General features: G+C 39.2%; 14 protein-coding genes. 12 read left to right on the top strand and 2 right to left on the bottom strand.

The genetic code is table 11. The features are described from left to right. Position 1: 1 nt before the first annotated feature. The gene (gene mraY / locus ACZ48W_RS05185) at positions 2–1,060 is read right to left on the bottom strand and encodes a phospho-N-acetylmuramoyl-pentapeptide-transferase (protein ID WP_464830299.1); all 1,059 of its coding nucleotides are present in this window, start codon (positions 1,058–1,060) and stop codon (positions 2–4) included. A 162-nt stretch (positions 1,061–1,222) separates the two neighbouring features. Here mraY and gpmI point away from each other — a divergent pair, with 162 nt between their 5' ends. The 3 genes from gpmI (at position 1,223) to fabG (ending at position 3,943) form a co-directional block, all read left to right on the top strand. Beyond that, positions 1,223–2,728, top strand: a complete 1,506-nt coding sequence (gpmI, locus tag ACZ48W_RS05180; RefSeq protein WP_464830298.1) for a 2,3-bisphosphoglycerate-independent phosphoglycerate mutase — start codon at positions 1,223–1,225, stop codon at positions 2,726–2,728. A 69-nt stretch (positions 2,729–2,797) separates the two neighbouring features. Continuing rightward, the gene (locus tag ACZ48W_RS05175; RefSeq protein WP_464830297.1) at positions 2,798–3,139 is read left to right on the top strand and encodes a hypothetical protein; all 342 of its coding nucleotides are present in this window, start codon (positions 2,798–2,800) and stop codon (positions 3,137–3,139) included. A gap of 60 nt (positions 3,140–3,199) precedes the next feature. Continuing rightward, complete coding sequence (fabG, locus tag ACZ48W_RS05170; RefSeq protein WP_464830296.1) at positions 3,200–3,943, top strand: 3-oxoacyl-ACP reductase FabG; 744 nt, start codon at positions 3,200–3,202, stop codon at positions 3,941–3,943. Positions 3,944–4,002: 59 nt separating this feature from the next. Here fabG and ACZ48W_RS05165 read toward each other — a convergent pair whose 3' ends face one another. After that, the gene (locus ACZ48W_RS05165; protein WP_464830295.1) at positions 4,003–4,650 is read right to left on the bottom strand and encodes a small multi-drug export protein; all 648 of its coding nucleotides are present in this window, start codon (positions 4,648–4,650) and stop codon (positions 4,003–4,005) included. A 174-nt stretch (positions 4,651–4,824) separates the two neighbouring features. On the opposite strand from ACZ48W_RS05165, the gene ACZ48W_RS05160 reads away from it, so the two are divergent. From ACZ48W_RS05160 to ACZ48W_RS05120, 9 genes are all read left to right on the top strand, one after another. Beyond that, complete coding sequence (locus ACZ48W_RS05160; RefSeq protein ID WP_464830294.1) at positions 4,825–5,478, top strand: response regulator transcription factor; 654 nt, start codon at positions 4,825–4,827, stop codon at positions 5,476–5,478. 1 nt (position 5,479) lies between these two features. Continuing rightward, entirely contained in the window at positions 5,480–6,319 is an 840-nt protein-coding gene (locus tag ACZ48W_RS05155) for a sensor histidine kinase (protein WP_464830293.1), read from the top strand. Between the two features lie 159 nt (positions 6,320–6,478). After that, positions 6,479–6,910, top strand: coding sequence for a hypothetical protein (locus ACZ48W_RS05150; protein ID WP_464830292.1), 432 nt, complete (start codon positions 6,479–6,481; stop codon positions 6,908–6,910). A 3-nt stretch (positions 6,911–6,913) separates the two neighbouring features. Beyond that, the gene (locus tag ACZ48W_RS05145; protein WP_464830291.1) at positions 6,914–7,579 is read left to right on the top strand and encodes a response regulator transcription factor; all 666 of its coding nucleotides are present in this window, start codon (positions 6,914–6,916) and stop codon (positions 7,577–7,579) included. Further along, entirely contained in the window at positions 7,569–8,723 is a 1,155-nt protein-coding gene (locus ACZ48W_RS05140; protein WP_464830290.1) for a sensor histidine kinase, read from the top strand. The genes ACZ48W_RS05145 and ACZ48W_RS05140 overlap by 11 nt, the downstream gene beginning before the upstream one ends. After that, the gene (locus tag ACZ48W_RS05135; protein WP_464830289.1) at positions 8,711–9,070 is read left to right on the top strand and encodes a hypothetical protein; all 360 of its coding nucleotides are present in this window, start codon (positions 8,711–8,713) and stop codon (positions 9,068–9,070) included. Before ACZ48W_RS05140 ends, ACZ48W_RS05135 begins: the two co-directional genes overlap by 13 nt. 68 nt (positions 9,071–9,138) lie before the next feature. Next, positions 9,139–10,425, top strand: a complete 1,287-nt coding sequence (locus ACZ48W_RS05130) for a TolC family protein (RefSeq protein ID WP_464830288.1) — start codon at positions 9,139–9,141, stop codon at positions 10,423–10,425. Then, positions 10,422–11,507 (top strand): efflux RND transporter periplasmic adaptor subunit, encoded by a 1,086-nt coding sequence (locus tag ACZ48W_RS05125; RefSeq protein WP_464830286.1) that lies wholly within the window; start codon positions 10,422–10,424, stop codon positions 11,505–11,507. Before ACZ48W_RS05130 ends, ACZ48W_RS05125 begins: the two co-directional genes overlap by 4 nt. Continuing rightward, positions 11,504–14,611 (top strand): efflux RND transporter permease subunit, encoded by a 3,108-nt coding sequence (locus ACZ48W_RS05120; protein ID WP_464830284.1) that lies wholly within the window; start codon positions 11,504–11,506, stop codon positions 14,609–14,611. The genes ACZ48W_RS05125 and ACZ48W_RS05120 overlap by 4 nt, the downstream gene beginning before the upstream one ends. Positions 14,612–14,621 lie beyond the last annotated feature (10 nt).

Genomic DNA, 14,621 nt, shown 5'->3' with positions numbered 1-14,621 from the left:
ATCATCTAAACTTAAATGAAATCAACGCAAGGATATTTGCAATAAATGAGATCATCCAGAAACGTACGATGATTTTGTTCTCTGCCCATTTTTTAAGTTCAAAGTGATGATGGATGGGTGCCATAAGGAAGATGCGTTCACCACGGAGTTTATAACTTCCTACCTGCAAGATGACCGAGACAGTTTCTATGACAAAAATGATCCCTATAAGTACAAGCAGTACTTCACTCTTTCCAAGAATAGCAAGATAAGCCAAAAAACCGCCTATGGCAAGACTGCCTGTGTCTCCCATGAAGATCTCAGCAGGATAACAGTTGTACCAGAGGAAGCCCAAAAGTCCACCTGCAAGTGCTGAGGCAAGGACCAATACCTCTCCTACCCCTTTGATGTTCGGTACAAGGAGGTATTGACTGAAAATAGCATGTCCTGTAACATAAACGATAAGGCCGAGTGATACCAGTGCAATAATAGAAGGTACTGTAGCCAGACCATCAAGACCGTCGGTAAGGTTTACCGCATTGGTAGTGGCCAAAAAGACCAATATCCAAAAAGGTATGGAAAAATAGCCCAGATCAAAAAGAGGGGTTTTGAGGAAAGGTATATAAAATTCTGTAGGAAAGCCTGCAAAAAGAAGTAACCCTGTCGATAAAACCGCTACAAGGATCTGAAGTCCCATTTTCCCTTTGGGCGTCAGTCCTTCCAGATTATCTCCTGAAAGAATTTTCCCTATATCATCTTTGAATCCGACAAGTCCGAAACCTATAAGGGTGATAAGTCCTCCAAGTATATAAAAATTGCTTAGATCGGCAGTAAGCAATGCAGCGAATATGGTAGCACTTAAAAATATGGCTCCTCCCATGGTTGGTGTGTGCTTTTTGTTTTCATGTGCAGGGACATATTTGCTTATGGGTTGATTGGCTTTTTTGGAAATAGCCCATGCCAAATATTTCGGCATGATAAAAAGTGTAATGATAAAAGCAATAAAAAAGGCAAATCCGGCACGAACAGAAATATATCCGAAGAGATTGATATTCAGGAGTTGGGAGAGTTCGTATAGCATAGGCGACTTTCATTAAACCAATATAACGCGGCATAGGCTGTTTTTATACATCCATAGCGCATAATTCAGGTTAAAAATTTTTATTAAAGAATTAAGAAAGTTTATTTTACTATTATTTCAATAAAATATAAGACTTTCATAGCATTCTTAAATAATTTGGGAATGACGGAAACAAGAAGGCAGATCATGAGTATTCAAAAAACACTTTTAATTATAACAGATGGTATAGGATATAAGCCGCACAGTACTTGTAATGCCTTTGAAGATGCGGTAAAACCTACGTATGACAAATTGTTTGAAACGGCTCCCAGAGCACTTATCTCTACACATGGACTGAGTGTCGGATTGCCGGAAGGACAGATGGGAAATTCAGAGGTGGGGCATATGACCATAGGATCCGGTCGTATTTTATATCAGGATCTGGTCAAAATTTCTTTGGCACTTGAAGATGGAAGCATAGAAAAAAATCAGGTTTTGAGTGAAACACTGGCTACGAGTGACCGTGTACATTTCATAGGCTTGCTGAGTGACGGCGGGGTACATTCACACATAGAACACACAATAGGATTTGCAAAGCTGGCAAAGTCCAGAGGGGAAAAAGTTTTTTTGCATCTGATCACTGACGGCAGAGATGTAAGTCCTACCTCTGCCAAAACCTATATAGAGCAAATACAGGGGATATGTGATGAAGATATCTCTATTGCTACCATAGGCGGACGTTTCTTTACAATGGATAGAGATAACCGCTGGGAAAGAGTGGAGAAAGGATACAGGGCAATCGTTGAGGCCAAGCCTTCTACGTCACTTACTCCGCAACAGTATATTGATGAAAGCTATGCTAAAAATGAGACGGATGAGTTTATAGAACCGGTAGCATTTAATGAATATGAAGGGATGCAAAAAGGAGATGTTGTCATACTGACGAATTTCCGTTCAGACAGGGTCCGTGAGATCACCACAGCATTGGGGGATGAAAATTTCTCTGCGTTCGACAGAATCTATATTCCATTGCATATTGCCACCATTACACAGTATGATGCAAGTTTTCCTTATCCGGTCCTTTTTCCTAAAAAGGCACCGGAAAATACTTTGGCTGAGGTGATTGCAAATGCCGGGCTGAAGCAGTTACATACAGCTGAAACAGAGAAATATGCCCATGTGACTTTTTTCTTTAATGGTGGAATAGAAGAACCGATGATCGGTGAAAGCCGTGTGCTTATTCCCAGTCCGGATGTAAAAACGTATGATATGAAACCTGAAATGTCAGCACCTCAGGTCGGAGAGGCAGTACGTACGGCAATGGACGAAGCATATGAATTCATTGTAGTTAATTTTGCCAATGGTGATATGGTAGGACATACCGGTAATTATGAGGCAGCCCGTGAAGCTGTGCATGCTGTAGATACAGAGCTTGGGAAGATCATAGCAAAAGCCAAGGAAGACGGATATGCTGTTGTACTTACTTCAGATCATGGGAACTGTGAAGAGATGTGTGATAGAGAAGGGCATAGGCTTACGAACCATACGGTAGGTGAAGTATGGTGTTTTATTTTGGCTGATGGTGTAGAAAAGCTAAAAGAGGGGTGTGGATTAAATAATATTGCTCCAACAGTGTTAAAACTCATGGGGCTTGAAATACCTGAAGAGATGGATGAGCCGCTGGTTTAAAGCGTAGTGTAAACAAAAATGCCCACGCTACGCTTTATGCTACAATATGGGTAAAAAAAGGTTGTACTTATGGAAAAAAAGATAAAAGAATCAGTTGGTACACTATTGGCACATATTATTAAAGTAGATAATAGGGATATAGAGAAAGAAGCACCACTTTTTTGTGAGATTATGGGACAAAACTTTGATTGTTCCAATGAAGAGGCAAAAGATTTTCTCTATAGAATTGTGAATGAAGAGTATGACCTGGATGAACATATAGAGATTATCAATCAAGCATTATGTGAAGATAAACTTTCAAAATTTCATCTTATGGAGCAGCTTAATCATATGATCTACTCAGATAAGATCAGTCCGGAGGATTATAAAATTTTTGAAAATATTAAAAATAGACTTTTTTCTTGTGACTAAGTCTAACCACCTAAATGCTACAATATCACTAACTAAAAACAAACCTAAATAAGGATAAAAATGAAATTTTCTGGAACTAATGTACTTGTTACCGGAGCAAGCAGAGGTATCGGAGCACAAATCGCTAAAACGTTGGCTGCTATGGGACTTAAAGTATGGGTGAACTATAGAAGCGGTGAAGCTGAAGCAAAAGCTGTCAAAGCTGAAATAGAAGCTGCAGGGGGGAAAGCGGAAACTATTGGTTTTGATGTAAGTAATGAAGAAGCATTTGTTTCCGGTATTAAATCTATCGTTGAAGCGGATGGTGAACTCTCTTACCTTGTAAACAATGCGGGGATCACTAACGATAAACTTGCGATGCGCATGAAAACAGAGGACTTTATGTCAGTGATCGAAGCAAATCTCAAGTCAACATTTATCGGATGTCGTGAAGCAGTAAAAGTGATGGGTAAAAAACGTTTTGGTTCTGTAGTGAACATTGCTTCTATCGTAGGTGAGACAGGAAATGCCGGTCAGACAAACTATGCTGCAAGTAAAGGTGGAACCATAGCAATGACGAAAAGTTTTGCCATCGAGGCAGCACCTCGAAGCATACGTTATAATACTATCACTCCAGGTTTCATTGCCACTGAGATGACAGATGTACTTAAAGATGAGGTGAAAGATGCCTTTACAGCCAAGATTCCAATGGCAAGATTTGGTGAGCCTAAAGAGGTAGCTGAAGCAGTAGCATTTTTACTTTCAGACCACGCTTCTTATATCACAGGTGAAACACTCAAAGTCAATGGCGGGATGTATATGTGATCCTGGATTTTCCAGGATCATGGTCTGCAAGGCTGATTTTGGGAAGAGGATACGATATATTACTTTTTTACCAAATACAATAACAGCATGACAGTGGCAGCAATAAGAAGCCCTATCATGAGTATGTCACTGTATGTGATCAGTATGGCTTCAAAATTCTTGATCAGATAAACCCATAATATGATAGCAATAAGTGTACTGGAAAGTACAATAAACAGAGTCACATGATGCCGAAAACCGATCAGATATCCTACAAAACTCCCTACTACCGGCCCTGTCATGGCAAAAGGGGTCAATACAAATAAAATGAGACCGATCATGCCATAACGTTTAATGACAGGTTCATATTTATGCGCATTCTCTTTAGAACTTTCCAGGAGCCGATTGAGCGGTTGATAGGAAATGAGGCCAAGTTTATGCCAATTCAGTACAAAAAGCGGGTAGAGGATCAATACCATAATTGATTCGATAAAAAAATTAAGTATGACAAGAAGAGAAGTATCCATCTGAGAAGCGATCCCTATAGAGAGCCCTGCCATTCTTCCAAAAATGATATTTGTAGCCGTAATACTGAGCAGCTGCTGCAGATAGTTCGGGAAAAAAAGAGCAGAGTAGAGTATACACAGAAAAAAACCGCCTAATAGGGCAAGGCCTAAAATTAAAATCCTCCCTTCAGTATGTTTGAAAAATGTATGACCGGTTTTCAAGAGTAAGCCTTATATGATATTGAATGAAATTATAACATGATAAATAATATTGAGGTATAATATCCAAAATCTTAAAATAGAAATTCAGTGCTTCCTGCAATTAGTGTATTAAAAAAGGACTATAAATATTTTATTTGAAGATCAGGATTATTATAGGGGAAAGAAGGAAAAGCTTTGGCACGGATACTTGTATTGGAAGATGACCGGTTGTTTAATGAAACGTTAGAAGACTTTTTGGAAGAGGAAGGATATGTGATAGAGTGCGCGCTGGATCCTTACAGTGCACTGGAGCTGAGTTATAAGCATGTGTTTGATCTGTATCTTTTCGATGTCAACCTTCCTTATGAAAATGGTTTTGACCTTTTGGAAAAGTTGCGTCATAGCGGTGATATGACCCCTGCGATCTTTTTGACTTCACGAGATGACAAGGATTCTTTGACCCGGGGGTTTGGTACCGGGGCGGATGATTATATGAAAAAGCCTATTGATCTTGATGAACTTTTACTTCGTATACAGGCTGTCCTTCGCCGTCAAATTAGAAAAGAGAGAGTGGGTATAGGACAATACAGTCTTGATACAACGGCGAAAATACTCTACTTTGAGGATAAGGCACTTGATATAACACAGAAAGCTATTGAACTTTTGGTATTGCTTGTGCAGGCGAACGGAGAAGTGGTAAGTATTGATGAGATTAAAAACAGACTTTGGGCAGCAGGACAGAATGCGAGCAGTGGATCACTGAGAGTATACATTACACAGTTGAAAAAATATTTCCCGGAACATATCTCCAATGTACGTGGAGTGGGTTACAGATGGGTAACAGATTAAAATGAAAAAAAAGACCCTTCTTGCAGCATTGAGTTATCTTTCGAGTGTTGCCATACTTTTAAGTTTTATGTATTGGTTCCTGAAAAATGAGGGGTTTTTAGAATCGAATTTTCTCATTGTGAGTGCCCTGGTCCTTATATTGGCGGCAGGGTGGGGATATATTATTGCTGAACATCTCCTTGCCCCAAAGGCAGAACTTGATGCAAATCTTTCTCAACTCAGTACAGAAATACTTCATGAACTTAATATTCCTCTTGCTACGATCAAGGCAAACAGTACGATGCTTAGAAAACGTGTCGGGGAGGATAAGAAATCCCTGCAGCGTCTTGATCGTATAGAGGCCTCTTCGGTAAGACTTGAAAGGCTTTATAAAGAGTTGGTTTACAGCATTAAGAAAAAGATCCATCCTATTGAAAAAGAGAGACTTTTGCTGGAGCCATTATTGAAAGAACGGATAGAAATATTTGAGGCATTCGGTAGAAACCGCTTTTTTTTGGATGTCGGTGAGATGGTCATTGAGATAGACAAGATCGGTTTTGAAAAGATGATAGATAATCTACTAATGAATGCAATGAAGTACTCTTCAAAAGAGTCACTTATAGAGGTCACCCTGGAAAGGGGTATCCTGATGATCACGGATCAGGGTATAGGAATGGATGAAACACAATTGCTCAGGGTATATGAACGTTATTATCAAAGTGACAGTAAACAGGAAGGTCAGGGAATAGGACTGGCTTTGGTTAAAGCGTATTGTGATGATGAAGGAATAGAGATTCAGATCCAATCTGAAAAAGGAAAAGGTACGAGTGTGAGTTTAAATTTGGAGAAAGTTCATATTTGATTCATTTTGGTAGATTATCATCTATTGAGAATAACTTTTGCCAGGAGAGTGTCGGATTTGTCTGATTGAAGCCAAAAACAGGAGAAAGAGTGGCTGTTACAGTCAATGGAGTATAAGTCCGATATTTTTCTAGAAGTATTCAAAATAAAAAGGAGTATTATGAAATTTAAAACTACATTATTGACACTGGGAACTATTGCTGCCTTTACGACTTTTGTACAGGCGGCTGAAACTGCTGAAGGGCTTTTTGATGTTAAATGTGCCATATGTCATACAAAAACAAGACCTGCTGATATATCCAAAATAGTTGCACCTCCAATCATGGGAGTAATGAGACATGTAAAGATGTCGTATCCGAAGAAAAATGAAGCTGTGAAATTTATGGTGGATTATGTGCTGGACCCTCAAAAAGAGAAAGCGATCTGTATGACGCAAAAAATTCAACGTTTTGGTTTGATGCCGTCACAAAAAGGTAATGTGACAGAAGCTCAACTTATACAGATAACAAGTTGGATGTTCGATAATTTTCCCCCTGCAAATTTTCGGGGTATGGGACAGGGAAAAGGATTTGGGAAAGGTCAAGGCAGATAAACGATGACTCAAACTATCCTACTGCTTGAAGATGATTTGCAACTGAGTGATACTGTCAAGCAGTTCCTCGAATTCAAAGGCTATCAAGTACTTTGTGCATATGATGGATTACAGGCAGAAGATATCGCTTATGAAAAATATATTGATCTGATGCTGTTGGATGTAAAAGTCCCACATATGAATGGGTTTGATTTTTTAAAGGCACTGCGTAGTGAGGGCAAGGATACCCCTGCTATTTTTATTACTTCCCTTAATAGTGTAAAAGATGTTACACAGGGATTTGATAGTGGGTGTGATGACTATATTCGTAAACCTTTTGCACTGAAAGAACTTTTGGTCAGGGTAGAATCTCTGCTGAAACGTACCTATGGGACACATGAAGAAAAGATAGATCTGGGAGACGGTCTGCTGTTTGATATCAAATCGTTGCTATTGACACAGAAAAATAAACGGGTCTCTTTGAAGACCAAAGAGTTAAAACTGCTTGCTCTTTTTCTGCAATACCCCAATGAACTTGTTGAATATGAGAAAATATTTGAAGCATTATGGGCGTATGATGAAGAGCCAAGTGCCGGTTCACTTCGTACTTATGTTAAAACACTTCGATCGGTCATAGGTAAAGAGAAGATAGAAACGATCAAAAATATAGGGTATCGCTTTGTTACATAGTGAGAAGAGAAGTTTAGTTCGCTTTTTACTGATTTATTTAAGCTCAACTTTTCTGCTTTTCTCTTTTGCTTCCTGGATATTTTATGTTTCGGCAAAACATCATTTGCTTGACCGGCAGAGAGAAGCTATAAAATATGAATCTGAACATATTAAATCCCAATTGAGAGTACTGCACCAATCTAATGATGCAATATTGATATATCCTGCAAGCAAAGATATGGAATCAGCTATTTATGATATAGATAAACAGTATATCTTCGGTACATTTAAAACAAAACAGATGTTAGATAATCAGAGAGATGAAACAAAGCTTTACTATATTTCTAAAATAGAACCCTACTATTTGGGTGCTGCTTATTTGCTGGTATCCAAAACTATAGATTTCAAACCTATTGAAAACCTACAAAAAAATATTATTTTATTTATGTTTGCTGCAGGAATCTTTTTTTCTATACTTGGTTATTTTCTGGGAAGACTTTTTGTATCACCTATGCGTGACTCCATAGAGCAAATGAACCATTTCATTGAAGATACCACACATGAGCTCAATACACCGATCAGCACGATCCTTACCAATGTCGAAATGATAGAAACCTTCGGAAAATGTGAAGCGAACAGAGCTGAACTTAAACGTATAGAGATCGCTTCCAAAACCCTTAGCCGGATATATGATGATCTTACCTATCTCAATCTTAATCATCATTATCATCGACAGATAGAAACATTGGATATGAGCGGATTGGGGCAGGAACGTATGATCTACTTTTCTGCAATGGCTGAAGCAAAAGGCTTGGAAGTAACTGCTGATATTGATTCGGATATTGTTTTACAGATGGACCGGAATGATGCTATCCGGCTACTTGACAACCTGATCTCCAATGCGATCAAATATAATAATCCGTACGGTACATTGCATATCAGAATTACAGAGGATCTTTTCAGTGTAACAGATACAGGGATCGGTATTGGAAAGAAGGATATAAAAACGATCTTAAATCGTTTCAAACGGGTAAATAAAAGTGAAGGCGGTTTTGGTATAGGACTGGATATTGTCAATCAGGTCGTTCATAGCTATGGATTTGTCCTTCAGATCAATTCACAGAAAGATCAGGGAACGGAGGTGATAGTAAAATGGAAAAAATAGTCATGATATTCAGTATTTTGAGTTTGTGTTTATATGCAGAACAGATATCTGACCAGGGACAGGTATTGGATAATACCTGTGTATTTTGTCATCAAACTCAGCAGATCCCCAGCAGTCTGATCTATAAACGGTATTTGATGAAGTACAGTTCTCCTGAACGTATCAAAGAAGCGATATTTCTATATTTGAAAAATCCCAGGAAAGAAAATTCCATTATGCCACCCCAGTTTTTTCTTAAATTCCCTATGAAAGAGGCACTTGAACTGGATGATAGAGCTTTGAAAAAAACAATCAAAGAATATGTAGATCAATTTGATGTAAAGAAAAGGTTGGTCTTACCTCAATAAACCTTAAGGAATTCACTTTACGTTCAGATTAGTATTGTATCCTAATGTTTTCTAATTTGGGAGGGAATATGATACGTATTTTTTATATACTTTTATTGACAATGCCTTTGTTCAGCAGTACTTTGAATGAGCTCATTGGGTATGCAACGAAACACAGTACAGTGGTAAAGCAGAGTCAGGCACAGATGGAGTTGTCCGAACTCAAACGTAAAGAGAGCAGAGTACAGCAGTACGGAGAGTTAAATGTTGTGGGAGACTATACACATTATAACACTGAACGAACACTTGCACCGCTTTCTCCAACTTCAATTGGAAGCGGCATACCTGTTACAACAACAAAAGACCTTTTTTCTGCAGGTTTAAGTTATGCTGTTCCTCTTTTTACGGGGTTTGCACAAACCAGACAGATAGAAATAGACAGCATTGCCAGGCAGATGTCTCAGGCTAAAGCAAAATTGACCAAAGAACAGCTGGTTTATAATATCCGTTCACTCTACCTCTCTGTCTTGGCTCAAAAAGAGATACTTAAAGCCCAAGGCAGTTATACCAATGCATTAAGAAAATTAACCAAGCAGATAGGATATGAGGTCAAAGTAGGTAAGAAAGCAGAGATCGATCTGATCAAAGCGCAGTCAGACTTACGTGCTTCTCAAACACAGCAAGAGATGATCCGTTCGAATATAGAGATAACAAAAGCTACGCTTGGTGCACTTGTAGGCAAAAGGGTAAAAAGAGTAAGTCCTTTACGCATAAAAGTTAAAAAACCGCACTATTCTGTATCTAGACTCTACAAAAAAGCTTCAACTCTTGCAAAAGTAGAGATGGAAGATATGGCACTTAAAAAAGCAGATAAAGTGATAGCCAAAAGCAGGTCAGCTAAACTCCCTCAGGTAAATCTTAGCTCTTATGTGGGTAAAAACTATGGTGAAGACTTAGCGAGTAGAGATTGGGACAATGAAACACTTTGGCAAGTAGGTGTGAATGTAAAATATAACCTTGTGGATTTTGGAAAAAGAGACATTGATGTACAAAAAGCAAAAATTGCAAAGATGGAATCGATATTTCAAAAAGAACAGACCTTGTTGGATCTGAAAAAACTTTTAACACAGGCAGTAGAGAAGATCAAACAGAGTCATGCAGAGTATCTTGGCAATACTGCACAACTGCGTCTGAGCAAAAAAAGTGAAAAGATCGAAAGGGTGCGTTATGAGAATGATGCAGCAACCCTTAATGACCTGCTTCTTGCAAAAGGGAAGAGTCAATTGGCACTTGCAAAAGTGATAGAGAGTAAATATAACTATAAAAAAAGTATCTATTATTTGGATTATTTAATGGAAAGAGGAGTAAAACAGTGAAGATAAAAAAAGGGATAATTGCAGTGGTTGTTTTGATCGCTGCTGTAGCATTGGGAATGAAAGGTAAAGGACTTTTGGAAAGCAGGAAAGCTGAGGTTGCCAATGAAGCACTTCCTACGGTGGAAGCGGTTACCGTACCTGTTGTAAAAGCAACAGAAGAAATGTTGAAAAACCAAGTATCTTTCTTGGCACAGATCCTTTCGGATAAAAGCATCAACCTCTCAACCAAATTGGCCGGATATGTTGAAAAAGTCTTTGTGGAAGAGTCACAGAAAGTGAAAAAAGGGGATGTACTTGTACGTATTGATGCCATTGAGTTACGTTCAAATATTGAGGCACTTAAAGCGACTTTGAGTGCCCAACGTAATGATCTTGCCTTGGCAAAGAGCATCCATGCCAGAAATCTAAAGCTCTATAAGGTAGGCGGTTTAGCAAAAGAGAAGTTGGATATCTCTGCTGTATCACTCAAAGTAAAAGAGTCAGTTCTTGAAAATACCACACAGAAAATAGTACAACTCAAGCATCAACTCTCTTACCTTCAGATCGTAGCGCCGTTTGATGGAGAGATAGATATGCTTTTCCTTCATGAAGGTGATCTTGCAGCTTCAGGCAAGCCTATTCTCAGCATGAGCAATGGTGTAAAAAAACTGGTATTTTCTTATGCTCCGACAACAAACACAAATATTGTAAAAGATCAACCTGTATTTAGGGATGCTGAGAAGATAGGTCGTGTCAAATCCATCTATACTACATCCCAAAACGGTTTGGTAAGTGCAGAGGTGATACTTAGTAAAGAGGTGAATCTGCCGGTAGGAAGCAGTATTAATATTGAAGTTCTAACAAAAGGAGCTAAAGGATGTGTGATCCCGGACAATACACTTTTACATAAAAAAGAGGGTACATTCATCATGGGATATGAAGATGGCAAGTTCACTCCATTGAAAGTGGATGTGCAGATGCAAGAGGGTAATCGTATTTTAATTTCTCCTTGTCCTTCAATGCCTATAGCACAAGCAAGTGAAGTGAAACTTGCACAGCTTCCTGCCTACGATAAAGTAGAGATCATAGGAGCAAAAAAATGAGTAAAGAGTCTACTACCTGGGTAGAGAAGGTTCTGAAAAAACCTCATATCATTATCTCTTTTTTAGCTCTCTTTGTGCTGGCCGGTATCATGGGATACGGAAAGATACACCGCAACCTTTTTCCCAACTCAAACTATCCTGAAGTTGCCCTTGTTATTGTGCAACCGGGAGCTTCTGCCAAAACGATGGCGAGTAATATTGCCGTACCTGTAGAAGAGGAGCTTTATGCTCTCGATGAGATACGTCGTGCCTATTCCAACACTATTGATGAAGTGACTGTGATCCGCGCAGAGTTTGAGTACAGTAAGAACATTGACACTGCAGTCAATGATGTAACCAATGCACTGTCTAAAATACGTGCAAAACTGCCAAAAGATATTAAAGAGCCTCAGATCATTAAGATTACGGAAGCCACAGCACCGGTACTTGTAGTGGCAATGTCACCTAAAGAGGGCACCTCATTGACATTGGAGGATATTCGTGACCTTGCAAGTGGTGAGATCAAACATAAACTTCTTAAAACCAAAGGGGTAGCCAATGTAGATATTTTCGGTGGGTATGAAAAAGAGTTACAGATCATCATTGATAAAGAGAAGCTGGATAGTTTCCATCTCTCATTGGGACAAGTGATCGCTACACTTCAAAAGAATGATAATGAGTATGCTGTAGGATTTGTCAGTAATGAAGAGCATCGATATTTGCTTAAATCCCAAGGTAAAAGAGAGAAGGTAGACAGGTTAAGAGCTCTTCCTATCAGCAGTGATGTAAAACTTTCAGATGTAGCTGAGGTTTATTTCGGACATTATGAGAACTCTGCAGCTTATTTTGGAAATGGAAAAGAGGCAATCGCACTCTCTGTTCAACGTTCAATCACCGCAGATGTGATCAAGACCATTGATAAAGTTGAAGGGATGATGGAGGAGTTTAAAGCCAAATACCCCAACATTAATTTTGAAGTGAGTGATACACAAAAAGAGACCATTGAACAAAGCACCATGAATATGTTTGAGTCACTTCGAGATGCTATTGTCATGTCCACGATCGTAGTTTTCCTATTTTTGGCAAGCTTCCGTCAGATACTTGTAGTACTTGTGACAATTCCTCTTGTGTATGCTTCGACCATTGCTCTTATGTGGCTTGTGGGCATAGACTTTAACGTAGTGACACTGACTGCGATCATTTTGGCGTTGGGGCTGTTGTTGGATGACACAGTAGTGGTGATGGAGAATATCGAGAGGCACTACCGTGAATTGGGTAAGGATATCCATGATGCCGTATTCGATGGAACCAAAGAGATCATGTTTGCAGATTTCAGTGGTACTGTAACTACTATGATAGCCCTTGCTCCGATGCTTTTTGTGGGTGGATATCCTCAAACAGTTTTTGCACCTTTAGTGGGAACACTACTTTTAGCTTTAATTGCTTCTTATTTTATTTCAATTGTTGCAGTACCTTTGCTTTCACTGTATATTTTGGCTATTAAAAATCCTCTTTTACTGAGAATAGAAGGGTGGTTTCATGCTGTGATCGGTAGAGCGAATGACTATATCCAAGGGTTCTTTGCAAATATTGTTCGTGCCATTACTGACTCTAAACTTTTAGGGTTTGTCTCGGTATTTGTACTTATTGCACTTTTTGTGACTTCAGTAAAGTTGGTTATGCCGGTTGTAGGTCAGGAGCTTATGCCACCTATGGATACGGGTGGAGTGAATATTAATATTACTACGGAAGCTAATCTACCTATAGAAAAGAGTGAAGCCATTATGAAAAAGGTCAATAAGATCATCAAAGAGCAGGGTGAACTTTTGAGAATATCCGGAAGTATCGGTAGTGAAGCCGGAGTGCTAAGTATCGGTAGTGGAAGTGGTATAGATCATATTGCTATTGTTGCAACCTATGTAGACAGATACAAAAGAGAAGATGATATTTGGCAAATTGCAAAAGCCCTGAGAGAAGAGATCTCTAAAATACCAAATGTGAAATATCTGGATATTACCCCTTATGGGGCAACTGCCTTAGCAAGCATCAGGTCCAATGTAGATGCCAAGTTAAGTAGTTCAGATATCAACCTGCTGCAAGAGGCAGGAGACAAGGTTGAAAAGGCTTTATCTAAAACAAAAGGTGTGGTCTCTACCTCTACGACTTGGGATATGGATAAAGTGGTTTATAATCTTAAGATAGATGAAGCAGAAGCGATGCGTTATGGTTTGAGCCGTTCAGACGTAACTGCCCAGCTTCAACTCGCTCTTCGTGGAGTACCGGTAGCAAGTTTCCCTAAAGCCAATAGTATGGATTATACAGTAAGAGTATGGTTGCCTCAGAAGCAGATAGACCAGTTCGACACAGTGTTAAATATGCTTATTGATACCCCTAAAGGAAAGATTCCTCTCAATAAAATCGCTACACTCGACTCTAAAAAAGAGCCAAGTCTTATTACAAGGGAAGATCTGCAATATACGCTTGAAGTCTATGGGAACAGAGAAAAAGCGGCAATCTCTCACATTATGGCAAACTTTGAAGAACAGTTAGCGTCGGTCAAACTGCCTAAAGGTGTAGAGCTGGAGCAGATAGGCGATATTAAACAGTTTAAGGCATCAGCTGAGCGTATGGCAGGAGCGATTATTGTTGCAGTGGTACTTATCTTTTTTACACTTATCGTAATGTTTGCCAATGTAAAGATTTCGCTGATGATACTCTTCTCCATCCCGCTTACTATTATAGGTGCATCTTGGACAATGCTTACGATAGGGTACCATGTCTCTATGCCTGCGATGATGGGATTCATGCTGCTCTCAGGGGTCATTGTAAACAACGCCATCTTGCTCATACATTTTGCCCTGGAACAGATACAGGCAGGAATGAATAAGCGTGAAGCGATGCTTGAGTCCATCAAGATCCGTACAAGACCGGTACTCATGACAGCTTTTGCCGTCTCTGTCGGTATGCTGCCTGTAGCACAGGGAGCAGCCATAGGGCTGGAAAGACTGGCACCACTTGGAGCGGTTGCTATAGGTGGACTTATTGTGGGGACATTTATGACGTTAGTGTTTATCCCTATTGTATTTATATGGACGGTGAAAGAGGAGAAAATTCGTACTATATAGTGTATGCTAT

It is taken from the genome of Sulfurovum aggregans (assembly GCF_055385215.1).
This window is presented reverse-complemented; position numbering and strand designations above follow the sequence as displayed.